We start from the raw sequence: 22,287 nt of genomic DNA, 5'->3' as shown, positions 1-22,287 counted from the left end.
GGCGCTGGCACCGGCACCGGCACCGGCGCTGGCAGTGGCAGTGGCAGCGGTGCTGACACCGGCTTCGGTGCGGGCGCGGGCTCCGGCGCTGGTTCTGGCACCGGCTCTGACACTGGCTCCGGCGTTGACGCCGGCGTCGGCGCCGGGGGCCGTGGCCCGTTGTCCGGTCGGACCGGGCTGCCGACGTTTCCAATGCATCCTCCACCGCCGGTTGCCCCGCCGGGTGGGCGGCGGGTGACCTGTCCGTCCGGCGTGCTGCCCGCCGCGGGCGTCGCGGGACTGGTTGCGGCACTGACGGTTCCGGTGGACCGGCCCGGAATCGGCTGGCTGCTGGCGGGTTCCGCGTCTGTGGCCGCGGTGATCGTGGTCGACCGCCGCGCCCGGGGAGCGGCCGGGGCGGTGACGGGGCGCGGCTGGGAACGTATCTGGTGGACCGCTGTGGCGCTGGCGCTGCTGGCCGTCGGCGTCGTGCGCGCGGCGGAGTGGTTGTTCGTGCTGTGCGCCGTGGCGGCGGCCGTGGCCGGGTCACTGGCGGTGATCGGGCGGCGGTCGGTCCACGGTGTGCTCTATGACGCCATCGCCGTGCCGCTGTCCTCGTTCGGCGCTCTCGCCTGGGTATATACGGCGTTGGGCCGAGCGCGCGAAGGGGTCGGAACCCGCCATCGGCGCCTCGGCGTCTCGGCCGTCGCGACCGTGGCGTTGCTACTGGTGTTCGTGCCCCTGCTGGGCAGCGCCGACGCCACCTTCGGCGCCCTCGTCGTCGGGCTGGTGCCGAACCTGGACGGCGATTCCGTCGCGCGCTGGCTCGTCGTGTTCGCGGTGGCGGGCACTGCCGCCGTCAGCGCCATGTACCTGCTCGCCGGACCGCCGCCCGCTGCCGAAGAGCGCCAAGGGGTTTCGGGCCGGACGTTGAGCAGGACCGAGTGGGGCCTGCCGGTCGGCGCGCTGACGGTGGTGTTCGCGGTGTTCGTCGCGGCGCAGCTGGTGGCCCTGTTCGGTGGCGACGGCTACGTACAGCGCACCGCCGGGCTGACCTATGCCGAATACGCGCGCAGCGGCTTCTGGCAGCTGTCCGCGGTCACCGTGCTCACCCTCGCGGTTATCCTGGCCGTACTGCGCTGGGCGGCAAAGGATTCCACCGCGGATCGCCGCTGGCTGCGGGTGCTGCTGTGCGCGATCAGCGGCCTCACCCTGGTGATCCTCGCGTCCGCGCTAGGCCGCATGTGGACCTATCAGCAGGCCTACGGCTTCACCGTGCTGCGGCTGCTGGTCGAGACCTGCGAACTCTGGCTCGGCGTCGTATACGTGCTGGTGGTGGTCGCCATCATGCGGCTCGAACTGACCTGGCTGCCCCGCGCCGCCGTCGGAACCGCGACGGCCGCCCTGCTCGCGCTCGCCGCGCTGAACCCGGAGGCCCTCATCGCCGACCGGAATATCGACCGCTGGCAGCACGGCAAGAACCTCGACACCGACTACCTGGCAGAACTCTCCCTCGATGTCCTCCCCGCCGCCGACCGCCTACCCGACCCGCTCCGCACCCAGCTGCGCGGCCGCCTGCTCCACCGTGCCGGCGAGGACACCTGGAACAGCTGGAACCTGTCCCGCGCGAACGCCCGGTGATCTGACCGCGGGCCTCATTGCCGCCCTGACGGTTCGGGATTCGGGACGTGGGCGCTGATCTCCCGGACCGCGTCGAGCAGCGGTTGGCGGGCGGCATCGATGACGGGTTGCCGGTTGGTGACGATATTGACCGCCGCGGGCCGACCCCAGCCGGGCAGCGGGGCGGCGATGGCGTGGGCGCCGAAATTGAGTTCGCCGTGGGTGACGAGGTAGCCGTCGGCGCGCGCCGCGGTGACCCGGTCGGGTTCGCCCGGTCGCGGCGGCCCGGCGGCCAGCGCCGCCACCCCGCCCGCACCGCGGTCGAGGGGATCGCGGTTGCCGAGGCGGTAGGAGAAGCGCGGCCCGTCGCTCGGCGGTTCGGCGACCAGCGTGGTGACCGCGAACCCGTCGACCACCTCCACCAGCGACGCGGTGGCGTCCACGGTCCGCGCGAGGCGTCGGAGAACGGGCTCGGCCACCTCGCGCAACTGCGGCCGCGACAGACCCAGCAGTTCGGCGACCGCCGGGCCGACCCGGTACGCACCGCCCTCCTCGCGCCGCGCGAAACCGGTGCGCTGCAACGACACCAGCAGCCGGGTGGTGATCGACCGGTGCAACCCGCAGGCCGCCGCGACCTGCGCGGTGGTCAGGCCCTCGGGGTGGCGGCTCAACTCGACCAGAACGGCCAGTCCCCGCTCGAGTGTCTGCGCACCGTCGTTCGGTTCCGTCCGTGTCACGGCTGCCACTGCCTCGGGATTGACATGCCTCAGACTGTAGCGGAGCATGGGCGATAATAGGACGCTCAATAACCGTTTATCGGACATCGAGGATTGGGTATGGCGTACTACCGACGTGTGGGCGAGGTGCCGGATACCCGGCACACCCAGTTCCGTGACGATGCGGGCCGGTTCCGGTACGAGGAACTGATGGGGGAGGAGGGCTTCTCGTCGGACTCCTCGCTGCTGTATCACCGCACGATCCCCTCGGCGATCATCGGCAGTGAGATCTGGGACCTGCCGGACCAGTCGACCGTGCCGAACCATCCACTCACACCGCGCCACCTGCGGCTGCACGACCTGTTCGGCGACGCCGTGGCCGGGATCGACGCCGTGACCGGTCGCCGGCTGGTGCTGGGCAACGTCGACGTGCGCATCGCCTACGTGGTGGCCGCGGCGGCATCGCCGTACTACCGCAACGCGGTCGGCGACGAATGCGTGTATGTCGAGGCGGGCCGTGGCGTCGTCGAGACGGTATTCGGCGTATTGCCCTACCGCACAGGCGATTTCGTCGTCATTCCGCGGGCGACCACCCATCGCTGGGTGCCCGAGGGGCCGAGCCGGTTGTACGCCGTGGAGGCCAACGGTCATATCGCCCCGCCCAAGCGCTACCTGTCGCGCTTCGGCCAGTTCCTCGAGCACGCGCCCTATTGCGAGCGTGACCTGCACGGCCCCGGGCAACCGCTGCTCGCCGCGGGCACGGAGATCGAGGTACTGGTGAAGCATCGCGCGGGCGCGAGCATCGTCGGCACGCGGTTCGTCTACGCCGACCACCCGTTCGACGTGGTGGGCTGGGACGGCTGCCTGTACCCGTACACGTTCAACGTCGAGGACTTCATGCCGATCACCGGCAAGGTCCACCAGCCGCCGCCGGTGCACCAGGTCTTCGAGGGCGACAACTTCGTCATCTGCAATTTCGTGCCGCGCAAGGTGGATTACCACCCGCTGTCGGTACCGGTGCCGTACTACCACTCCAATGTCGACTCCGACGAGGTGATGTTCTATGTCGCAGGCGATTACGCCGCGCGCAAGGGCTCCGGTATCGGGATCGGCTCGGTGTCGTTGCATCCGGGCGGGCTCGCGCACGGACCGCAACCCGGCGCGATGGAGGCGTCGCTCGGCGTGCGGAGTGTCGACGAACTGGCGGTGATGGTGGACACCTTCCGGCCGCTGGAACTCGGCGAAGGCGGGACGGCCACGGACGACGGCAAGTACGCCTGGGTCTGGGCGAACCGACCGGAGACTATCGGATGACCGCCGCAAAACAACTGGGCGCCACCGGCTTCGGAAGCACCCATCTGCCGTACGGCTCGTACTCGACAGCGGCGGACGGGCCGCGGCTCGGCGTCCGGCTCGGTGACCGCGTGCTGAACGTCGCCGCGCTGCTCCGGCACGCGGGCGCGGCGGACGACGACATCGCGGCCGTCGAGACCGCGAACCTCGACATCCTGCTTACCCGGGGCCGGACTACCTGGGATCGGGTGCGCGCGAGCATCGTTCGCGCGGTGGACAGCCCGGACGCAGCCGAAAGTATTGTGTCCGAGTCGATTCCGCTGGACGACTGCACGCTGCACCTGCCCTTCACCGTCGCCGACTACGTGGACTTCTACGGCAACGAGTTCCATGCGTCCAACGTGGGGCGGATCTTCCGTCCCGGGCAGCCGCCCCTGACGCCGAACTGGAAGCACCTGCCCATCGGTTATCACGGGCGAGCGGGCACGATCGTCCCCAGCGGCACGGCCATCCGGCGGCCCAAGGGGTTGCGACCCGAGCCCGAGGGCCCGCCCACCTTCGGCCCGAGCCGCCGTCTCGACATCGAGGCCGAGGTCGGGTTCGTCCTCGGATCCCCGGTGCCGCACGGGGAAGTCACCCTGAGCGACGCCGACGACCACATCTTCGGCCTGGTGCTCACCAACGACTGGTCCGCCCGCGACATCCAGGCATTCGAGTACGTCCCCTTGGGACCGTTCCTCGGGAAGTCCTTCGCCACCTCGATCGCGGCGTGGGTGACCCCGATGGCGTGCCTCGATCGAGCCCGCGTCGCACCGCCGCCACGGGACCCGCCACCGGCCGCCTATCTGGACGACTCCTCGACTCCCGCTTGGGCTTTCGATATCGATATCGACGTCGTCCTCAACGGTGAGGTGGTCTCCACCGCGCCCTATGCCTCGACGTACTGGACCCCCGCGCAGATGCTGGCCCACGCGACCGTCAACGGCGCGGCGCTGCGCGCGGGCGACTTCTTCGCCAGCGGCACCATTTCCGGCCCCGAGCGCCGCCAACGCGGCTCGTTCCTCGAAATCGCCTGGGGCGGAACAACCCCACTACCCCTCGCCGACGGCACCGAAATCACCTTCCTCCGCGACGGCGACGAGGTAACGCTGCGCGCCGCCGCCCCCGGCCCCGCCGGCACCACCATCACCTTCGGTGAATGCACGGGGCGGGTGGAGCGGGCGAGCCGCGAGTAGAGGTCAGTCGATCATGACCACGGTCTTCCCGAGCGAATGTCCTTCGCCGACATGCGCCAGAGCCTCCGGGACCTCGTCGAGTGCGAAGGTGCGATCGATGTGAATGCCGACCCGCCCGGCGACACACTGGTCGGCGAGCGGCGTGAAATGTCGCGGCCCCGGCTTCACCACGAGGACACCCAGGCGCCGTCCCGTCACGGCGCCGAGCAGGAACCCGCCCGTCGTCATCCGCAACAATGCCCGTGTGGTGCCGCCGACGCATCGGTACCGGCCACCCCGCCGGAGCGCCCTGTGATAGGCGAACACCGAACGATAGGCGACGAGATCGAGCACGAGGTCGTACGGTCCGGTCACGGTGAAGTCCCGAGCGTGATAGTCGATCGTCTCGTCGGCCCCCAGCGCGCGCATGAAATCCTGTTTGGCGGTGTTGTCGACCGCGGTGACGTGGGCGCCGGCGTTCTTGGCGAGCTGGATGGCGAACGTTCCCGAGCCGCCGCCCGCGCCGTTGATCAGTACGGCCGCACCGGGACGGGCATCGAGCGTGCCCTGTAGCGCGATCGCACCGGCCTGCGGCAGCGTCGCGGCCTCGGCGAAGGTCAGGTCCGGCGGTTTGTGGGCCAGCGCGGACTCGGGGATCACCGCGTACTCCGCGAATCCTCCTTTCAGCGCGAGATTGTCGCCGTAGACCTCGTCGCCGGGCCGGAAGCGGGTGACGCCCGTCCCGACCGCCTCGATGCGTCCGGCGATGTCGGATCCGAGAATCCGCCGTCCCGGCACTCGCGGTCCGTCGATGCGCGAGTACAGCGGTGATCCCCGCAGACATTCCCAGTCCGACAGGTTGATCGAGGTGGCGTGGACCCGGACGAGGACCTGCCGCTCCTTCGGCGTGGGCGCCGGCACGTCGGTGACGGCCAGCATCTCCGGTCCGCCGTAACGGTCGTATACAGCGGCTTTCATGCCATCCCTCCGCCCGGCCCCGTCGGGCCGTGAGTCCTGCCGCCAAGCATAAGTGATGCCTCCACCGCGAGAAGCCGTGCGCGCCTGCGTTTTTCTATGGCGGGCCACCGTCCTTCCGGGGCGATCGGTATTCGGAGGGCAGGTGCACGGGGCGGGTGACGTACGGTCGAGCGGACGGATCATGAACGCGACAGGAGCCGAGTATGCCGATCGAGCTGGACCTCTCCCCGGACGAATTGCTGTCGACCACGCGGGCCGTGCGCAAACGGCTGGACCTGGATCGGAAGGTACCGCTCGAGGTCGTCCGCGAATGCATCGAGCTGGCGGTGCAGGCGCCGAGCGGGTCGAATCGGCAGGGGTGGCATTGGCTGGTCGTGACCGATGCCGAGAAGCGGCGGGCGTTGGGCGAGCTGTACCGGCGCGGGTTCGAGGAGTACGCGTCCTCGCCCGACTACCCCGGTAACCAGGCGGTCGAGGACCCCGAGGCCGACGGCGTGCGACAGCGCGTCGCGAGTTCGGCGCAGTACCTGTCCCAGCACATGGGCGAGGTTCCGGTGCTGCTGGTGCCGTGCATCTCCGGTCGCGTCGACAACGTTCCCAGCGCACGCAGCGCGTCGCACTGGGCCTCGCTGTTCCCCGCGGTGTGGAGCTTCTGCCTGGCGGCGCGCTCGCGCGGCCTCGGAACCGCCTGGACCACACTGCATTTGAAGTACGAACGCGAAGCCGCCGAACTTCTCGGCGTCCCTTACGAGACGGTGGCCCAGGGCGCCCTGCTCCCCGTCGCCTACACGAAGGGCACCGAATTCAAGCCCGCTTCCCGCACCGACCTGGACGGGATCATTCACGTGGACGCCTGGTAATCCGGCGGTCACGAAGACCACAATTCGGCGAAAGGCAGGTCGGCGAGCGCGTCGTCGACTTCCTCGTCGACGCGGACCTCGACGCCGTGCTGGACGAGTTCGGTCGCCAGATTGGCGGCCGCGACCCGGCTGGCACGGTAGTCGAGCACCGCCCCATTGTGCCGAAACCGCAACTGCACGTGCACCTTCCCGACCAGTTCGGTCATGACTCGACGACTCGCCGGATTCTTACCAACACCCTCACCCACGTCTGAAACGTCTTCTCTGCACGGCGTTTCGGATCCACGTACTCGGGGCTGTCGACAGTCCCCGGAATCGATCCGCGACACGCTAACCCGCCCGCGTGAACGCCACACCTCCGCCCGGTGAACGGCACGCCCGGGCAGCGCGGCGCTCACGCCCGATCGGCGCCCACCGTCGCGCCCTCTCCCGTGCTCGGCGCGACGGTTCGCGACTGCCGATTCGACCCGCGCAGGGCGACCGCCGCGAGGACGCCGATCGCGCCCAGACCCGCCCACACCGCCCACCCGGCCCCGGCGTCGCGCGCGGCTCCGAGGACCGCGCCGGTGGCGAGATTGCCGACGAGGATGCCGACGCCGACGACGGTGTTGTAGAAGCCGTAGTGCGTGGCGACCAGCTTCCCGCCGGACATCGACACGACGGTGTCCATCTCGAACGGGAAGACCGCCGCCGTGCCCACCGCCAGCAGCGCCGCCGAGAGCAGCAGCGCGGCGACCGCGATCGGCGCACCGAAACGGTCCGGACCGGGCACGATCACCAGCGGGACGAACGCGGCCGCGAGGATTCCCAGCCCCGTCACGAGGCTGCGCGCGGTACCCCATCTGGCCCGGAACCAGCCGGTGATGCGCAACTGGCCCGCGACCGCGACGAGACCCGAAACGACGAACAGCGCCGATACCAGCGCCTGTGCGTGCGCGCCCGCGATGAACTCCGCCTGCAGCGGCAGCGCCAGATAGACCTGGAACGACAGCACATACGAACCGCTCATCACCGCCGCGAACCACACGAACCGGCGGTTGCCGACCACGACGCGCCAGTCCGCGAGCACCGAACGCCGTTCGGCGGGCGCCTCGCCGCGGCGGGTCGGCAGCGCGAGCAACTGCGCCGCGGTCAGGATCGCGAAGATCACCGCCGCCGCGCCCGCCGTGACCCGGAAGTCCAACGCCAGCAACAACAATCCGGCGAGCGGCCCGGCCAGAATGCCCGCCTGATAGAACACATTGAACACCGCGAACGCCTCGACGCGCCGCTCACCGGCCTCCGCGGCGAGGTAGGCACGCACCGCCGGGTTGAACAGCGCCCCGGCGAAACCCGTTGCCGCCGAGGCGATCAGCAGTCCCGGCAGCGATGTGGCGAACACCAGCAGCGCGAATCCGCCGGTGCGCAGCAGACAGCCCGCGACGATCAGCGGCTTGTAGCCCAGCCGGTCGGCCAGGGTGCCGCCGATCAGGAACATGCCCTGCTGGGAGAAGTTCCGCACGCCCAGCACCAGCCCCACCGCCCAGCCCGCCAAGCCCAGCGGCCCGGCCAGATAACCGGCCAGGTACGGCATCAACATGTAGAAGCCGAGGTTGATGCCGAACTGGTTGATCATCAACAGGCGGGCGGCCGCGTCGAAGCTCCCGAATTTCGCGAAGACGGTCACGACGCCCACTCCTGGTCCAGCGGAAGGTGTTTCGGATCGATGACGGTGGTGGTCCGGGTCCAAGAGCGCACGACGCGCTCGGCCGGATGCGCGATGGTGTCCGGTTCGAGCGGTGGCGGCGCGTCGAGGAGGCCGTGGGCGGCGCAGTAGGCGTCGCTGTACACGGTGTCGAAGTAGCGGTTCGGCCCGTCGGGGAAGACGGCCGCGACGCGCAGGTCGGGGTCGTGCGCGCGGGCCGCCCAGCCCGCCACCAGCCCGACCGCGCCGACGCTCCAGCCCCCGCTGGCGTGATGGGTCGCGGCCAGGGTGCGGGCCGCCCAGACCGCCTCCGCCGGTGCTACCCAGTGCACTTCGTCGAAGGCGTCGTAGTCGACGTTGGCCGGGTGGATGCTCGAGCCGAGTCCGCGCATCAGGCGAGGTCCGGCGGGCTGGCCGAAGATCGTCGAGGCGACGGTGTCCACCCCGATCAGCTTCATCTCCGGATTGAACCGGCGCAGCACCCGGGCGACCCCGGCGGAGTGCCCGCCGGTGCCGACCGCGCAGACCAGCACGTCCACCACGCCGAGTTGCTCGATCAGCTCCAGCGCGAGCGACTCGTATCCCTCGACGTTGTCGGGGTTGCCGTACTGGTCCGGGGACCACGAATCCGGTTCGCGGGCAAGCAGTTCGGCGACCCGGTCGCGGCGCGCCTGCTGCCAGCCGCCGGATGATCCCGGCACGGGCACCACGTCGACCCGAGCGCCGTAGGCGGCCAGCATCCGCGCCACGATCGGTTCCAGGCCCGGGTCGGTCACCACCGTCACCGGGTGATGGGCGGCGATTCCGGCCAGCGCCAGGCCCAATCCGAGTGTGCCGCTGGTGGATTCGATGATCCGCGCGCCCGGCGCCAGATCGCCGCGCTGCTCGGCCCGGCGCACCATGTGCAGCGCGGGCCGGTCCTTCATACCGCCGGGATTGAACCCTTCGAGCTTGGCCCAGAATCCCCGGCCCGCCGGCGCCAACGGCGCACTCACCCACAGCACCGGCGTATTGCCGACCAGCGAATGCGGATACCGGGCCGGCGCCGGGGAACCCACCAGTGCCGCCGCGGGATCGGCGAGGGTATCGAGCACGATCTTGTCCATGACCGTCGCTTTCTGTATCGAGCCGCCTTCGCGGCGGCGCAGACGTGAGCAGGCAGCGGACACCGGCCGACGCACAGCGGCGTCGGCCTGGCGCTGACATGTCAGCGTCGAGCGATACAGAGCCGAGTCAGAGTGGCGCGGCCTCCGAGAGCGGGCATGCGGCCGGGCGGATCTCGCGGCCCCGCGGAGACGATGTCGTCGGAGTCCGCCACCAGGAGCACCGCGGGGGCCAGCGCGAGCAGGACCATATGTTGCGCCGGAACGCTTCCGGCGGTGCCGCGCACTACCGGCTCGGCGCGGCAGTGATCGAAGTGCAGCAGGCAGTGGCCGTCCAGCGGGCCTCCGGCCACCGTGTGGGCGTGGTCTCGCACCGGCCCCGCGGTTTCGGCGGACATCGCCGCGTGCGTATGGTGACCCGCGGCAAGGCCTCGCGCCTCCGCGCAATGCGTCATCGGCAGCGCCAGCAGCAGCGCGGTGAGCAGCGCCGCCACGTAGGCCCCGCGCCGCGACCCACCGGCCGCTCGCGAGAAAGCCTTGCTGCGCCACATCATTCGACCGCGACTCCCGGACATCGGTGATCGGAACCAGAGCCCTGTTATACCCCCGCCCCGTATCCCGGCGCAAGCCCGGTGCGCCTACCGACCGGGGACCCGGCCGCCCACCGTGTGCACCACGACCACCTCGGGGTCCCACGGAACCAGATCGTCGACCACCCGTTGCAGCTCCGTGAGCGGCGGCAGTTCCGCCGGGGCGAGCACCGACACCGTCGCCGTATCGCTGTGCAGGGACACGTCGGTCACCTCGGCGCCCGGGCTGTCGCGCAGCCAGTCCCGGGTGGCGTCGGCGATCTGCCCCGCCCACAACGAGGTCAGCGAATTCACCGTCATCGGCGCCGCCACCAGCACCAGCGCCACGGCCAGCACGAGGTACGCGCGTCCGCGCCGCGCACCGATCGCCCGCGCTTCCCGACCGTACCCGGCGACCACCAGCAGCGCGGTCGTCGTGATGATCATCGCCACCACGTTGGAGGCGAACAACACGAACGCGCCCAGCGCCAGCGCGGGCGCGCCGGAGCCCAGGCACACGCCGACCACACCCAGCGGCGGCACCAGCGAGATCGCGATGGCCACGCCGGGCAGCACGTCGCCCACGTCGCGGCGGGTGATCGCGACCGCGGCGACCACGCCGGTCGCCAGCGCCGCGGTGAGGTCCATGAGTTTCGGCGAGGTCCGCCCGACCACCTGCGAATTCGACAGCACGCTCACCGGGTTCGGCAGCAGCTGCGCGAACAGGAATCCCAGCGCGATCACCAGCCCGATCCCGGCCACCACCAGCAGCACACTGCGCCCGATCAAACGGCCGTCACCGGTCGCGATCCCCAGGCCGATACCGAGAATCGGCACCGACAACGGCGCCACGATCATCGCCCCGATCACCGTCGCGGTCGAATCGCCCACTACACCCGAAATCGCGATCACCGCCGACAACACCAGCATGATCCAGAACGCCGACCTTTTCGCCGGCACATCACCCACCGCCAGATCCAGCCGATCCGCCAACTCGGCCAGCGACCGCCGCTGACCGGCGGGAAGCAGATGCTGCACGCTACGGATTGTGCGTGCCGTTCCCAGCCCCCGAGATCACCCGCACAAGGTGATTTCCATCCTTTCGGCTCGAAAGGGATATGACGAGTAGTGAGATATACATCCCGTTGTGCGAAACAGCATTTTATGCCCCCTGTGGGCGGACCATAACTTCGAATTCATGGAACGGAATTTTCAGTCGGCCGAAGAACTCTCGGCCGCCTTGCGTGCCGGTGCGGTGTCCTCGGTGGAACTCACCGATGAGGCGATCGCCCGCATCGAGCGCGACGACAAGGTGATCAACGCGATCTGTGTGCCGGACTTCGACCGTGCGCGGGACGCGGCCCGCGCTGCCGACCAGGCGCGCGCCCGCGGCGAGGACCGGCCGTTGCTCGGTATTCCGGTGACGGTCAAGGAGTCCTACGACGTCGCCGGGCTGCCCACGACGTGGGGCATGCCGCAGTACGAGAATTACGTGCCGGCCCAGGACGCGGTACAGGTGTCGCGGGTGAAGGCCGCCGGCGCGGTGGTGCTCGGGAAGACCAACGTGCCGTTGATTCTGCGAGATATCCAGAGCTTCAACGAGATCTACGGCACCACCAACAATCCGTGGGATCACGGCCGCACCTCGGGTGGATCGTCCGGCGGTTCGGCGGCGGCCCTGGCGTCCGGATTCGGCGCGCTGTCCCTCGGCTCCGATCTCGCCGGTTCGCTGCGCACCCCCGCGCATTTCTGCGGCATCTACGCGCACAAGCCGACACTCGGACTGGTGCCGACCCGCGGCATGGTCGCGCCGCCCGCGCCGGCCTTGCCGATCGATCTCGACCTCGCCGTCGTCGGCCCGATGGCGCGCACCGCCCGCGACCTCACCCTCCTGCTCGACGTGATGGCCGGACCGGACCCGCTGACCCACGGCGTCGCCTACGACGTCGCGCTGCCGCCCGCGCGCCACGAGCGGCTGTCGGATTTTCGTGTCCTGATCATCGAGGACCATCCGCTCATTCCGACCGGATCGGCGGTGCGGGCGGGCGTGAACCGGGTCGCCGAGGCGCTCGTCGACGAGGGCGCCCGCATCGAACGGCACAGTCCGCTGCTGCCCGATCCGACCGAGGCGGCGACGCTCTACATGCTGCTGATGCTGTCGAATGCCGCCGCGAGTCTTCCCCTCGACGTGTACGAACAGCTGCGGACCGACGCCGCCGCCCTGAGCGCGGTGGACCGGAGTCTCGCCGCGGCGCGGCTGCGCGGCATGGTGCTCAGCCACCGCGACTGGGTCGAGGCGAACAACCGTCGCGAACTCCACCGCCGCGGCTGGCGGCAGCTGTTCGCCGAATTCGATGCCGTGGTGTGCCCGATCACGCCCACTCCCGCCTTCCCGCACGACCACAACGGAGATCTGGAGGACCGGCACATCGCCATCGACGGCGTCGACTACCCGTACTTCGACCAACTCGTCTGGGCCGGCGTCGCCACGATGCCCGGCCTGCCCGCCACCGCCATCCCCACGGGCCGGTCCCCTGAAGGTCTGCCGGTGGGGGTGCAACTCATCGGTCCGATGTTCGAGGACCGCACCCCGTTGCGGCTGGCCGAACTGCTCGAGCAGAAGATCGGCGGCTTCCGGCCACCGCAGTAGCCCGTCCGGGCCGGAGACCCGCCGATCTCAGAAGCTGGTACCGAGATCGTTGCGGAGGATGTCGTCCATGCAGCGTTCGGCGAGTGCGGCGATGGTGGCGGAGGGGTTGCAGGCGCCGCTGGTGCCCGGGATGAGCGCGCCGTCGACCACGTACAGTCCGCGTTGTTCGAGCACGCGTCCGTGGCTGTCGCAGGCCGACCCGATGGTCGCGCCGCCGAGCGCGTGCCAGGTGGACTTGTCGGTCGCGGTGGTGTCGATGACCATCGATCCTGGTCTGCTGCCGAAGGTCTGGTCGACCTTGGCGCGGATGCGGGTGGTGAGCGCGGCATCGTAGTCCTCGCTCCAGTGCAGGACGGCGTCGTCTTTGCCAGGGTCGTAGACGAATTCGCCGCGCGGCGCCAGCGAGCCGTAGCCCACGACGGTGGCGATGCCGAGGTCCGGTAGCGGGGCTGTGCCGTGAATGATCGTGATGGGGCCTTCGGGGTCGTCCCAGAATTTCACCCCGACGCAGGCGGGACCGCCCTGCTGTCCCCAATGGCCGTCGGCGGCGCGCACCTGATAGATGCGGTCGCCGTTGCTGCCCCAGTTCTTGCCGATGCCGTCGGGCAGATTGCCGATGAGGTTCTTGGCCTTGGCTTTCATCAGCAGCCGGGTGGTGCCGGCGGACCCGGCGCCCAGGAAGACCGCGTCGGCGATGATCTCTTTGCGTTCGAGTACGGTGCCGCCGGTGTCGATTCGGTCGGTGTAGACGCTCGACAGGCCGTCGGGGCGGCGGGCGATGTCGCGGACCAGGTGCAGGGGCGCGACGGTGACGCGGCCGGTGTCCTCGGCGGCTTTGAGCCAGGTGACATCGACGGTGTTCTTGCCGCCGTTGTTGACGCCGTAGGCCAGGTCGCTGTTGGTGTAGGCGGGCTTCGCCTGTCCGTTCAGCTCCATGCGCGCGAAGTCCCAGTCGATCGGGAGGGGGATGCGGAAATGCTGGTGGCCCGAGGCGTCGATCAGGTCCGCGACGCGGCGGCTGCTCTCGTAGGCGGGATGGTTCCACAGGTCGTCGGGCAGTGTGGTGGCCTGTAGCACGCTCAGCACTCGGGGGTAGTAGATCTCGCGCATCGGGCCGTACTCGATGCCCGGCAGATCGCGGGTGAAGTTCTCCTCGGTCGGTTGCAAGGTCATGCCGTGGTAGTTCAGTGATCCGCCGCCGACTCCCGCCGCGCACATGATGTCCATGCCCACGCCCGGGACTCGTTCGATGATGCCGGTGAATTTCTCGAACAGCGCCGGGGCTCCGGCCGCGGTGGTGTTGGCCAGCCAGGTCGAGCGTTTGTCGGGGGATAGGGTGTGGGCGAAGGTTTCGGCGTTGGGGCCCGTCGGCCAGCGCAATCCGCGTTCGAGCACGAGCGTGTCCACGCCGGCCCGCGCCAGCCGGTGTGCGGCGATCCCGCCGCCGAAGCCGCTGCCGATCACGACCGCTCGGCGGCGTTCGGCGGTGAGTCCCTCGGCGCGCACCTTCGCCGGTTTCGCGATGAGGGTCAATGCCGTTGCCGCAGTGGCGGCCCCGACGAATCCGCGCCGGGAGATCCCTGTGCGTCGCGGCGTCGGATCGGCTGTTCCCGCGGGCTGGTCTGTGGCGGGACCGGCCTGGCTGCTGTCCACAAAGGTTCCTTTCCCGGGGCGGCCGAGCCGACTGCTCAGCGCCGTTCGCGCTCACCTACCGGAGTAAATGCTCCGGTAGGCGGACCGTAGCGCGGGGGAATGAACCTTGCAAGCCGAAGCCCCGTCCCGGAGTATCCGGCCCGCCCGCTCACATCGCTTGTCCGAAGCGAGCAGTGTCGAAACTCGCTCCGGCCCACCGTCTTTCAGGGTGGCGGGAAGCTGTCCAACAGCAGCGACATGGTGGCCGCCTCGCGGGTTTGGTCGGTGAACATCGCGCGGGCCACGCGCCCGACCGGGCCGTCGGAGAATTGTCCGGCGGCGGCTTTCGCCATCGTCGCGCCGCCGCCGTGATGGCGGCGCATCAGGGTGAGAAACAGTCGGTCGGCGTGCTCACCCCGCGCGGCGGCGAGTTCGTCGAGTTCGGCGGTGGTGGCCATGCCGGGCATGAGTGTGCCCGGAGCCTGCTCCACCGCTGGGTGATGATCATGACCGGCGGCGCCCGACATCCACGCCATCGGAACGGGATTGGTGGGCAACGCATCGGCCAGGGTGAGCCACCCCAGCATGGTGCCGATCTCCGTGCGCTGGGTGTCGCCGATCTGCGCGGCCAGCGACCGCACGGCCGGAGCGGCATCGCCGGACAACCGCGCCACCATCAGCACGGCCTGCTGATGGTGAGCGGTCATGTCCTGCAAGAAGCCGATCTCCGCGTCGGTGAATATCGGCGAGGCCGGACCATCGGCGGACAACAGCGGGCGCGCGGCCGCTCCCAGAGCGAACAGCAGCGCCGCCACGCACACCACCGCGGCCACGCCGGCCAGCGAACGAATCCTCATGAGCCCTGGGTGGAGCGCTGATCTGGCGGCGGGGTATAGACCGACGGGTCGAGTTCCAACGCCAGAAATGCGTTGTCCGAGCAGCTGGTCCACAGTTGGTTGCCGCGCCACAGCGGTCCCGAGAAGCACCAGTCGCCGGACAGATCACCGCCCGCGAGCATGCCGGTGCGCGAACTCAACGCCTGCGCCGGGTCGAACTTGCCCTCGGTCAGTGCCGTGATCACCGCCGGCGCCGCCAGCATCGGCACACCCACGATCGAGGCCCACGCGTGCGGAGAGTTCCACAGGTCGAGATTGCGCCCGGTCTGCGCCGGCGGGTTGTAGTAGGCGATCTCGTGCACATCGAACGGGTCGCGCACGTCGAAGACGCGAACACCGGAGCTGACCCATCCGCACGCCATGGCGGTCGGGTTGTGCGGGCGGTCGGCGGTGCAGTAATGCGCGTCGTACCCGAACACGCCGCCGCCCATGCTCGATGCCATTGCGCTGTCCTGGTTTTCGGGCAGGTTGATCTCGAGTTTGACGGTGTTGCGGATGCGCGGGTGGGCGTCGTCTTCGACGTCGATGAGCTTCACGCCGCCCGAGCCTGCCTCGTCGACGGTGAACAGGTAATGGTGGTCATCGTAGGTGACCGGGATGCTGTGCTGGGTGGCCCAGCCATCGCTCCAGGTCATCCTCGCCAGCACCGGCACCTGCGGATTCGGATCGCGCCGCTGGACCGCGCTGCTGTCGAGGGTGACCAGCCCACCCATGTTGTCCGACAGGTACACCCGGTTCCCGTCGTCGCTGATTCCCATGCCGTGCATCGCCAGGCCCGGCATTCCCTGCCACACCACGCGCGGGTTCGACGGGTCGGTCAGATCGACGGCGTGCACCAGACCCGGAGCGACCCCGGAGGCCCAGTAGGTGTTGCCGTCCGGCGAGAAGGCGCCCTCGTGCGCGGTGATCGGAAGCAGTTGCAGCGGATCGGTTCCCGGGCCGGGATTGAGCAGACGGGGGTGCGCGCAATCGGACACGTCGTAGATCGACAGCAGGCCCGCGCCGGTCAGCAACGGCACCCCCGCACCGACGAGCAGTTTGCGAGAGGTGTTGACCTTCAACGTCTCCCACGTGCCGGCCAGCATCGCCGGTTCGGTCAGCGTCGCGGACAGGGCCGGATTCCGGGGATCGGACACATCCAGCACCTGCACACCGGGGGCGGGACCGCCGATGTTGCCGGGGAACAGCGAGCCCACATAGACGCAGTGGTCGAAACTCGCCGAGACGATCCCGCCGCCACGCCCGATGTAGCCGCCGACGCGGGTCAGGTTGCAGTCGTAGCCCTGGGTGCTTCGCCGCGACGCACGATCCGCAGCCGGGATATCGCCCTGCAGCCCGGTTTCGGGCGAGGATCCGGGACCGCAGTGGGCCTTTTCTGCCGAGATGTCGGCGATGTCGCCGATGTGTTCGACCTTGGCCCCCATGCCGGGTGGGCCGGCGGCGGAGGGCACCGCGACCGCCAGCGCCATCGATGCGGAGACCGCGAGTGCCGTGCCCAGCGCACGGCGCAATGACTTCGATGTCATGAGGTGTCGCCCTCGCCGATGAGGGCCGCCTTCCTTGTGGAGAAACTCGGCACAGCCGGTGAACCGATTCGCTTTCGATCACCTACCGGAGGATTGACTCCGGTATCTCCCGTAGTGTGCGCCACATCACCCCGAAACGTCAACGGCGTTGTCGCGCAACGTCGCTGCGAACCGGCCGGGCGAAAATTCCGAAAGATCAGCTCTCGACCTCCGGAGCAACCTCTCCGGTAGGTAGCGTTGCGGGTGTGAAAGCCGGTCGCGTCAACAGGGGTCCCGCCGCTGCGGCTGAGAATCGCGCTGCCATCCTCGGTGCCGCGCGTGCCGCCTTCAGTCAGCACGGCCCGGCCGTAGCCCTCTCGCTCATCTCGACCACCGCGGGTGTCAGCCCCGGCGTGTTGTACCGACACTTTCCCACCCGGGAAAGTCTCATCCGTGCGGTGTTCGAGGAGGATATCCAGGTCCTCGAGCGGCTCGCCGAACGACCCGATTGCACTCTGAACGACCTGCTCGCCTCGTTCTTGGACCAGCTCGTGGAGTGCACCGCTTTCGTCTCGACGCTGCGCCCGGACGATCGCGGTCCCGAGCACATCGCCGCCGAAATGCGCGTACACGCGCTGCTCACGGAGAAGCTCGCCACCGACACCAGCGGCACCTTCCGGCCCGGCACCACCGCCCGCGACCTACTGCTTGCCATCGCGCTGATCGCGGCCCTGCTCACCAAGGTTCCCGAACCCATGCGCCGTGGCGTCGCCGACGACGCGTGGCAACTACTGCTGTCCGGCTTGCGCAAGAGGTAGAGCCGTTAAACCGACAGGTCCGTATTTCGCGCTGCCTGACGCATCAGGTCCTCGGCGCGTTCGCGGGGAGTGTCGAAGGGGATGACGAGCAGGACCGCCTGGGGGCCGTACGCGACGGTCAGGCGCATGATGCCGGCGGGTTGGCCGGCGCTCGGGTCGTGCATGTGTACGCCGTCGTCGTGATCGATGTGGCGTTGGGCGCGGCTGATCCGGTTCCAGTCGAAGCCCACTCCGGTGATCGGGCCGAGACTCGGGGTGAGGGCGGCGATCAGGTCGTGCAGTTCGGCGGTGAGGTTGGCCGTCCAGGGCCACCAGGCGCCGTCGACGTCACCGGCGCGGGTGCTGTTGCGGCGCAACAGCAGTCGTGGTGTGCGGGTCGGGGCGCCGAACGGCTGGGTGTGTCTTCCAGGTGGGCCGGTGCTTCTGTTCATGGCGAGGTGATTGGTGATCGGGCGGCGCGTGTTGCCGTGAATCATGAGCTTGTCTCCTGTTCGAGGGGCTGTGGTGCCGGTTGTCGCGCGGCGGCGATGAGGGTGGAACGTGCGCTGTAGTAGTCGGTGGTCGAGAGGACGACCTGGAGCACGAGCATGCTGTTGTCGTCGCCGAAGACATACATCGTGTTGCCCGCCTCGAAGGGGTAGGCGTCGAGTTGCACCTCGTGCTCCCCGACGGTCAAGGTGCGGGGTGCGGGTGCCCAGCTGGCCCGGTCGTAGACGACGCGGCAGATGGGGCCCATCCGAATTTCCAGGAATGTCAGCAGGCCCGGTAGTTCGGTGGTGAGTTCGTCGGACCGGGGCCACCAGGCGCCGTCGATGTATGCGTCGCTTTCCGGCTTGAGCCGCAATCGCGGCGTGTATTCGGGCGGGCCGCGGTGCCGGGTGGTCCGACGGCGGATATGGAGTGGTGCCATGGTGTTGCTCCCTGGGTCGGTTACCTTCAGTAGACGCCGCTGGCGCCTGCCTGTCAACGTTGTAGACCTACATCATATGGCGCGCCGTGTGCGCCGCTCGGGTGTGTTCAACGAGTTGCGGGATTTGCGGCGAGGGTGGTGTCGAGGCCGGCGAGCAGGATGTCCAGGCCGCGTTCGAGTTCGAGGACGCCGTCGTAGGCGGCCAGCTCGGAGGCGAGTCCGCGCAGCAACGGAAAGTCGCCGATCGGAAGGTGGTGCAGGCCGAGTCGCAGTAGATCGGTGGATTCCTCCGGCAGGTGGATGATTTCCTGCAGTTCGTTGAGCACATGGCCGTACAGAAATCCGAACAGCGCCCGGTAGATCTGCAGGGCGTCGTTTCCGCTGAAGTTCGCCCGGGTCAGCAGGTCGAGAATATGTTCCAGGGGGCGCAGTGTGCCCCACGGCCGCAAGCCCAGTGGCGTGGCCAGTGGGTAGGTGACCAGCAATGGCACGACATGCGGATGCGTCACGGCGAGCCGGCGGAAATCGCGGGCGATGACGCGCAGCTGATGGTGCCAGTCCGGGTCGGTGGAGTCGACGGTCAACTGCTCGAGCACGAATTCGGTGACGCCGTCGAGTAGCGCGGCCTTGTTGGCGGCGTGGCGGTAGAGCGCAGTCGGGTGCCGGTCGAGCCGTCGGCCCAAGCGCCGCATCGAGAGTCGCTCGATGCTGTCGCGGTCGATGATCTCGAGTGCGGCGGCGAGTATCGCCGTACGTGTCAGTGGTCGAGCCCGGCTGTCGTCGGCGTGATCACCGGGCGGGTCGGGGGCGGCGGGTGGCCCCGCTCTCGTGTAGTTCATCGCAGACTCCTCGACTGCCGCTGTGTTCGGCAACTATCAGATACGCTGTAATACTACACTGTAGACATACAGCGTATTAGAGCCTAAGATGGAGACATTACCGGTCTATGCGTCGACCGGTCGGCAATCGGCCGACCGCGGTTCCACAGCGCATCCGGGGATGGGACCATCCCGATGACCATCGGCGACAAGATCACCCACCAGGTTCAGGCGGCTAAGGCGAACCTGGACAAGCTGTTCGACAAGGCAGGCGGAGACGGCCGCCCCCGGACGGAAAGCGCTGGGCAGCAAGCCCGCAGTGCAATCGACCGGGCCAAAAAAGGACTCGAGGCGGCATTCAAACGCTGATCCGGTTCCGCAGCCGCGCAGCATGCTTGCGCGGGTGCCCGGCATCGGTTCGGCCAAACACGACACCCGGCAATTCGAGGGTATGAATTATGGCAATCACCGAAGTCGGCATCTACGCACACCTGACTCCTGACGATGTCGAGGCGCTCGGACGTGAACTCGACGCGATCCGACGCGACATCGAAGACCAGCGCGGCGCCCGCGACGCCACCTATATTCGTCGCACGATCACCTTCCAGCGGGCGCTGGACGCGGCCTCCCGGCTGACCATCGCCCTCAGCCGGGGCAAGACCGGCTGGCTTTTGGGTACCGCCGGGCTGGCGGTGGCCAAGAGCGTCGAGAACATGGAACTCGGCCATAATATCGGCCACGGCCAATGGGATTGGATGAACGATCCCGAAATCCATTCCGGCACTTGGGAATGGGATATGGCCGGGCTGTCGGCGCAATGGCGCTATTCGCACAACTTCCGGCACCACGTGTACACGAACGTGCTCGGCATGGACGACGACATCGGCTTCGGTGTCATGCGGGTGACCCGGGACCAGCCGTGGCGGCCGCGGCTACTGCTGCAACCACTGCAGAATCTGTTCCTGGCAGCGACATTCGAGTGGGGCATCGCCCTGCACGATCTGTACTCCGAACGCGATCGCGCCACCACGCCCGCGGGCAAGGCCGCGCAGACCAAGTCCTTCGCCACCAAGATCGGCAGACAGGTCGGCAAGGACTATCTGTTGTTTCCGCTACTGAGCGGGCGGCGGTGGCGCCGCACGCTCGCCGCGAACGCCGCCGCCAACACCGCCCGCAATATCTGGGCCTATCTCGTGATCTTCTGCGGCCACTTTCCCGACGGCGCAGAGAAATTCACGCCCGCGGTCGTCGAGGAGGAGTCGAAGGCCGAGTGGTACCTACGGCAGATGCTGGGCAGCGCCAACTTCGACGCCGGCCCGACCCTGGCCTTCCTCAGCGGGAATCTGTGCTATCAGATCGAACACCATCTTTTTCCCGACCTGCCCAGCAACCGCTACGCCCAGATCGCGCACCGGGTCCGGGCGCTGTGCGACACATACGACCTGCCCTACACCACCGGCCCGCTGCTACGGCAGTACCTGCTGACCCTGCGCACCATCCACAAACTCGCCCTGCCCGACACTTTCCTGACCGCGACCAGCGATAACGCACCCGAAACCGCCTCGGAACGAAAGTTCGTCGGCCACAACAGCTTCGGCGACGTCACCGAGGGCTCGACCCGCCGCCGTGGCCTGCTCTCGGCACTGCGCGCGGCCAGGAATCCTCGTCAGCGAATCTTCTCGGGGATGGTATCGAGGGAATGCAGCACGTGGACCGCGAGCGCGGTCGCCGCGGCATCGTCGAGTTTCGAATGCTTCCGCACCGCGTCCCGGACGCGAGCCACTCGGCGCTCGTAAGGCGTTTTCGCCGCCATTTTCTTGTTTCCTTTCGGTAATGGACCTTTGAATCTCGACTCTTCGCCATGGCAGGCGCTGTCCTCGCGGCAGGCATGGGGAGGCGATGTCGACGCCGACCTCAGCGTATCCCGCCGTCATGGCGGATGTCTACGGCGTAGAGTTACATTGTAGGCAATATCCGGTCCGGCAGCACCGATCGACCGTCGGCGCGACACATACCGGACCTCGAACCGAATCACCATGGCGGACCGCAACGGCCGCGACAGGAGTGTCGATCATGACACCACAACCGCACGTGACCAGCTCCCGACAGTCGCCGCCTCGAAGGCTGCGGCTCGAGCTCGATGCCGCCGGCACGGCAAACGTCGACGGGGTCTGGTGGCCGCACAGCCGTGATCTCGTCGTGGAGCTGACGGGCCTGCTCTCGGCGCTGCGCCCCGGCATCGGACCGATCCGTCGGGTGATCTATCACCCCGACGAATGGTCTGCCGCGCCAAGGGAACTGGACAGCGCCGGTCGGCGGATCCGCCTCGACGGCTCCCGGCACCGGCCCGCGCGCACGCTCGCCGTGATCGGAGACGGCATCGACACCGCCCTGACCCTCCGGATAATCACCCCGGTCGCCGATGGCGATTCGACTGCCGCACAGCAGCATTGGGATTCCGAACGCGGCGGGGGAGCCGACGCCGCCGCGTGGCTCCGGGCCCGGCATCGGTCGGCGCGGCCGGACCGGCGAGCCGGAGGTCCGGGTCACGCATCGAGGTAGTTCAGGCCCGCGAGGCTTGGGTATCGGCTGCGGTTCCGGAAAACATCGGCACCGCAGCGGTTTTCGTCTCGAACCGGCGCAGGTATCGCAAGGGCGCCGCGTTGCGTAGCGGGCCGAGCGCGATGACGGCGCCGGTGATCGCCATCCAGATCGGCAGCGGGTAGAAGACGAGTCGTTCGCTGATGCCGACCTGGAGGCCGATGGCGAGCAGGACGGTGCCGGCGAGGCCGGCCGATGCGCAGAACGCCGAGCAGATCGCGACCAGGCGGCGTTGTTTCCACAGCCAGATCGCGAGCAGGATCAGCACGATGTGCCGGGAGACGAGCGCCGGCATGACGGCTAGGTGTACTGACCATGGACGTTGGTGACGGCGTGGCGAGCTGACATGGCGAAGACCTCCGAGTGAAGTGCGAGCTGTCTAGGAACGCATTCACCAAATCGGAGGTCTTCGTGTCCCACCGTAATGCGCCGTTGTCGGAA

Annotated in this window: 23 protein-coding genes and 2 pseudogenes; 10 read left to right on the top strand and 15 right to left on the bottom strand. The window is 68.7% G+C overall.

The window, feature by feature from the left end; all coding sequences use genetic code 11:
• The first annotated feature begins 234 nt into the window (after positions 1-234).
• Positions 235-1,620 carry a DUF4153 domain-containing protein gene (locus tag QH470_RS36860; protein WP_280277021.1) on the top strand — a complete coding sequence of 462 codons (1,386 nt, stop codon included), beginning with the start codon at positions 235-237 and terminating at the stop codon, positions 1,618-1,620.
• A 14-nt stretch (positions 1,621-1,634) separates the two neighbouring features.
• Here QH470_RS36860 and QH470_RS36855 read toward each other — a convergent pair whose 3' ends face one another.
• Positions 1,635-2,336, bottom strand: a complete 702-nt coding sequence (locus QH470_RS36855) for an IclR family transcriptional regulator (RefSeq protein WP_280277020.1) — start codon at positions 2,334-2,336, stop codon at positions 1,635-1,637.
• 99 nt (positions 2,337-2,435) lie between these two features.
• On the opposite strand from QH470_RS36855, the gene QH470_RS36850 reads away from it, so the two are divergent.
• Together QH470_RS36850 and fahA are read left to right on the top strand one after the other, a co-directional pair.
• Entirely contained in the window at positions 2,436-3,629 is a 1,194-nt protein-coding gene (locus tag QH470_RS36850; RefSeq protein ID WP_280277019.1) for a homogentisate 1,2-dioxygenase, read from the top strand.
• Positions 3,626-4,843 (top strand): fumarylacetoacetase, encoded by a 1,218-nt coding sequence (gene fahA, locus QH470_RS36845; protein ID WP_280277018.1) that lies wholly within the window; start codon positions 3,626-3,628, stop codon positions 4,841-4,843. Before QH470_RS36850 ends, fahA begins: the two co-directional genes overlap by 4 nt.
• Before the next feature lie 3 nt (positions 4,844-4,846).
• Here the strand turns inward: fahA and QH470_RS36840 are convergent, their stop codons facing one another.
• On the bottom strand, positions 4,847-5,800 hold the full coding sequence (locus QH470_RS36840; protein ID WP_280277017.1) for an NAD(P)-dependent alcohol dehydrogenase: 954 nt from the start codon (positions 5,798-5,800) through the stop codon (positions 4,847-4,849).
• A gap of 209 nt (positions 5,801-6,009) precedes the next feature.
• On the opposite strand from QH470_RS36840, the gene QH470_RS36835 reads away from it, so the two are divergent.
• Complete coding sequence (locus QH470_RS36835; RefSeq protein WP_280277097.1) at positions 6,010-6,660, top strand: nitroreductase family protein; 651 nt, start codon at positions 6,010-6,012, stop codon at positions 6,658-6,660.
• 8 nt (positions 6,661-6,668) lie between these two features.
• Here QH470_RS36835 and QH470_RS36830 read toward each other — a convergent pair whose 3' ends face one another.
• The 5 genes from QH470_RS36830 to QH470_RS36810 all read right to left on the bottom strand — a co-directional run bounded on the left by QH470_RS36830 (position 6,669) and on the right by QH470_RS36810 (position 11,054).
• On the bottom strand, positions 6,669-6,866 hold the full coding sequence (locus tag QH470_RS36830) for a hypothetical protein (protein ID WP_280277016.1): 198 nt from the start codon (positions 6,864-6,866) through the stop codon (positions 6,669-6,671).
• A gap of 188 nt (positions 6,867-7,054) precedes the next feature.
• Complete coding sequence (locus QH470_RS36825) at positions 7,055-8,326, bottom strand: MFS transporter (protein ID WP_425302850.1); 1,272 nt, start codon at positions 8,324-8,326, stop codon at positions 7,055-7,057.
• Complete coding sequence (locus tag QH470_RS36820) at positions 8,323-9,450, bottom strand: PLP-dependent cysteine synthase family protein (RefSeq protein ID WP_280277015.1); 1,128 nt, start codon at positions 9,448-9,450, stop codon at positions 8,323-8,325. The genes QH470_RS36825 and QH470_RS36820 overlap by 4 nt, the downstream gene beginning before the upstream one ends.
• A gap of 101 nt (positions 9,451-9,551) precedes the next feature.
• Positions 9,552-10,001, bottom strand: coding sequence for a putative copper homeostasis (lipo)protein LpqS (gene lpqS / locus QH470_RS36815; RefSeq protein ID WP_280277014.1), 450 nt, complete (start codon positions 9,999-10,001; stop codon positions 9,552-9,554).
• A gap of 84 nt (positions 10,002-10,085) precedes the next feature.
• The gene (locus QH470_RS36810) at positions 10,086-11,054 is read right to left on the bottom strand and encodes a TIGR00341 family protein (protein ID WP_280277013.1); all 969 of its coding nucleotides are present in this window, start codon (positions 11,052-11,054) and stop codon (positions 10,086-10,088) included.
• Between the two features lie 160 nt (positions 11,055-11,214).
• Between QH470_RS36810 and QH470_RS36805 the strand changes: the two genes are divergently transcribed.
• Positions 11,215-12,666, top strand: a complete 1,452-nt coding sequence (locus QH470_RS36805) for an amidase (RefSeq protein WP_280277012.1) — start codon at positions 11,215-11,217, stop codon at positions 12,664-12,666.
• Between the two features lie 27 nt (positions 12,667-12,693).
• Here the strand turns inward: QH470_RS36805 and QH470_RS36800 are convergent, their stop codons facing one another.
• From QH470_RS36800 to QH470_RS36790, 3 genes are all read right to left on the bottom strand, one after another.
• Positions 12,694-14,244 carry a GMC oxidoreductase gene (locus QH470_RS36800; protein ID WP_483243962.1) on the bottom strand — a complete coding sequence of 517 codons (1,551 nt, stop codon included), beginning with the start codon at positions 14,242-14,244 and terminating at the stop codon, positions 12,694-12,696.
• Positions 14,245-14,522: 278 nt separating this feature from the next.
• Positions 14,523-15,155, bottom strand: coding sequence for a DUF305 domain-containing protein (locus QH470_RS36795; protein ID WP_280277010.1), 633 nt, complete (start codon positions 15,153-15,155; stop codon positions 14,523-14,525).
• Positions 15,152-16,720 (bottom strand): LVIVD repeat-containing protein, encoded by a 1,569-nt coding sequence (locus QH470_RS36790; protein WP_425302849.1) that lies wholly within the window; start codon positions 16,718-16,720, stop codon positions 15,152-15,154. Before QH470_RS36790 ends, QH470_RS36795 begins: the two co-directional genes overlap by 4 nt.
• A gap of 116 nt (positions 16,721-16,836) precedes the next feature.
• Between QH470_RS36790 and QH470_RS38410 the strand changes: the two are divergent.
• Together QH470_RS38410 and QH470_RS36785 are read left to right on the top strand one after the other, a co-directional pair.
• Positions 16,837-17,148, top strand: a pseudogene (locus tag QH470_RS38410) (helix-turn-helix domain-containing protein); the annotation flags it as partial.
• 9 nt (positions 17,149-17,157) lie between these two features.
• On the top strand, positions 17,158-17,517 hold the full coding sequence (locus tag QH470_RS36785; protein WP_280277009.1) for a hypothetical protein: 360 nt from the start codon (positions 17,158-17,160) through the stop codon (positions 17,515-17,517).
• Positions 17,518-17,522: 5 nt separating this feature from the next.
• Here QH470_RS36785 and QH470_RS36780 read toward each other — a convergent pair whose 3' ends face one another.
• From QH470_RS36780 to QH470_RS36770, 3 genes are all read right to left on the bottom strand, one after another.
• Positions 17,523-17,993, bottom strand: a complete 471-nt coding sequence (locus QH470_RS36780; RefSeq protein WP_280277008.1) for a DUF5994 family protein — start codon at positions 17,991-17,993, stop codon at positions 17,523-17,525.
• Entirely contained in the window at positions 17,990-18,427 is a 438-nt protein-coding gene (locus tag QH470_RS36775) for a DUF5994 family protein (protein WP_280277007.1), read from the bottom strand. Before QH470_RS36775 ends, QH470_RS36780 begins: the two co-directional genes overlap by 4 nt.
• Before the next feature lie 107 nt (positions 18,428-18,534).
• Positions 18,535-19,266 carry a TetR/AcrR family transcriptional regulator gene (locus QH470_RS36770; protein ID WP_280277006.1) on the bottom strand — a complete coding sequence of 244 codons (732 nt, stop codon included), beginning with the start codon at positions 19,264-19,266 and terminating at the stop codon, positions 18,535-18,537.
• A 174-nt stretch (positions 19,267-19,440) separates the two neighbouring features.
• Between QH470_RS36770 and QH470_RS36765 the strand changes: the two genes are divergently transcribed.
• Together QH470_RS36765 and QH470_RS36760 are read left to right on the top strand one after the other, a co-directional pair.
• Entirely contained in the window at positions 19,441-19,614 is a 174-nt protein-coding gene (locus tag QH470_RS36765; protein ID WP_280277005.1) for a CsbD family protein, read from the top strand.
• Positions 19,615-19,703: 89 nt separating this feature from the next.
• Positions 19,704-20,897, top strand: a pseudogene (locus QH470_RS36760) (fatty acid desaturase family protein); the annotation flags it as partial.
• A gap of 14 nt (positions 20,898-20,911) precedes the next feature.
• On the opposite strand, the gene QH470_RS36755 reads toward QH470_RS36760, so the two are convergent.
• Positions 20,912-21,058 carry a DUF6307 family protein gene (locus QH470_RS36755; RefSeq protein ID WP_280277004.1) on the bottom strand — a complete coding sequence of 49 codons (147 nt, stop codon included), beginning with the start codon at positions 21,056-21,058 and terminating at the stop codon, positions 20,912-20,914.
• A 260-nt stretch (positions 21,059-21,318) separates the two neighbouring features.
• Between QH470_RS36755 and QH470_RS36750 the strand changes: the two genes are divergently transcribed.
• Positions 21,319-21,807: a DUF5994 family protein gene (locus QH470_RS36750; RefSeq protein ID WP_280277003.1), complete on the top strand. Its 489-nt coding sequence runs from the start codon at positions 21,319-21,321 to the stop codon at positions 21,805-21,807.
• Between the two features lies 1 nt (position 21,808).
• On the opposite strand, the gene QH470_RS36745 is transcribed toward QH470_RS36750, so the two are convergent.
• Positions 21,809-22,141 (bottom strand): hypothetical protein, encoded by a 333-nt coding sequence (locus tag QH470_RS36745; RefSeq protein ID WP_280277002.1) that lies wholly within the window; start codon positions 22,139-22,141, stop codon positions 21,809-21,811.
• Positions 22,142-22,287 lie beyond the last annotated feature (146 nt).

It is taken from the genome of Nocardia wallacei (assembly GCF_029868745.1).
GTDB classification, from domain to species: domain Bacteria; phylum Actinomycetota; class Actinomycetes; order Mycobacteriales; family Mycobacteriaceae; genus Nocardia; species Nocardia wallacei_B.
This window is presented reverse-complemented; position numbering and strand designations above follow the sequence as displayed.

Excerpts from the sequence above, each read along its gene's own strand:
- QH470_RS36795 (WP_280277010.1), bottom strand. The coding sequence starts at position 15,155 with ATGAGGATTCGTTCGCTGGCCGGCGTGGCCGCGGTGGTGTGCGTGGCG.
- QH470_RS36750 (WP_280277003.1), top strand. The coding sequence starts at position 21,319 with ATGACACCACAACCGCACGTGACCAGCTCCCGACAGTCGCCGCCTCGA.
- QH470_RS36755 (WP_280277004.1), bottom strand. The coding sequence starts at position 21,058 with ATGGCGGCGAAAACGCCTTACGAGCGCCGAGTGGCTCGCGTCCGGGAC.
- lpqS (WP_280277014.1), bottom strand. The coding sequence starts at position 10,001 with ATGATGTGGCGCAGCAAGGCTTTCTCGCGAGCGGCCGGTGGGTCGCGG.
- QH470_RS36805 (WP_280277012.1), top strand. The coding sequence starts at position 11,215 with ATGGAACGGAATTTTCAGTCGGCCGAAGAACTCTCGGCCGCCTTGCGT.
- QH470_RS36790 (WP_425302849.1), bottom strand. The coding sequence starts at position 16,720 with ATGACATCGAAGTCATTGCGCCGTGCGCTGGGCACGGCACTCGCGGTC.
- QH470_RS36840 (WP_280277017.1), bottom strand. The coding sequence starts at position 5,800 with ATGAAAGCCGCTGTATACGACCGTTACGGCGGACCGGAGATGCTGGCC.
- fahA (WP_280277018.1), top strand. The coding sequence starts at position 3,626 with ATGACCGCCGCAAAACAACTGGGCGCCACCGGCTTCGGAAGCACCCAT.
- QH470_RS36770 (WP_280277006.1), bottom strand. The coding sequence starts at position 19,266 with ATGAACTACACGAGAGCGGGGCCACCCGCCGCCCCCGACCCGCCCGGT.
- QH470_RS36775 (WP_280277007.1), bottom strand. The coding sequence starts at position 18,427 with ATGGCACCACTCCATATCCGCCGTCGGACCACCCGGCACCGCGGCCCG.
- QH470_RS36820 (WP_280277015.1), bottom strand. The coding sequence starts at position 9,450 with ATGGACAAGATCGTGCTCGATACCCTCGCCGATCCCGCGGCGGCACTG.
- QH470_RS36745 (WP_280277002.1), bottom strand. The coding sequence starts at position 22,141 with ATGCCGGCGCTCGTCTCCCGGCACATCGTGCTGATCCTGCTCGCGATC.
- QH470_RS36830 (WP_280277016.1), bottom strand. The coding sequence starts at position 6,866 with ATGACCGAACTGGTCGGGAAGGTGCACGTGCAGTTGCGGTTTCGGCAC.
- QH470_RS36850 (WP_280277019.1), top strand. The coding sequence starts at position 2,436 with ATGGCGTACTACCGACGTGTGGGCGAGGTGCCGGATACCCGGCACACC.
- QH470_RS36765 (WP_280277005.1), top strand. The coding sequence starts at position 19,441 with ATGACCATCGGCGACAAGATCACCCACCAGGTTCAGGCGGCTAAGGCG.
- QH470_RS36780 (WP_280277008.1), bottom strand. The coding sequence starts at position 17,993 with ATGATTCACGGCAACACGCGCCGCCCGATCACCAATCACCTCGCCATG.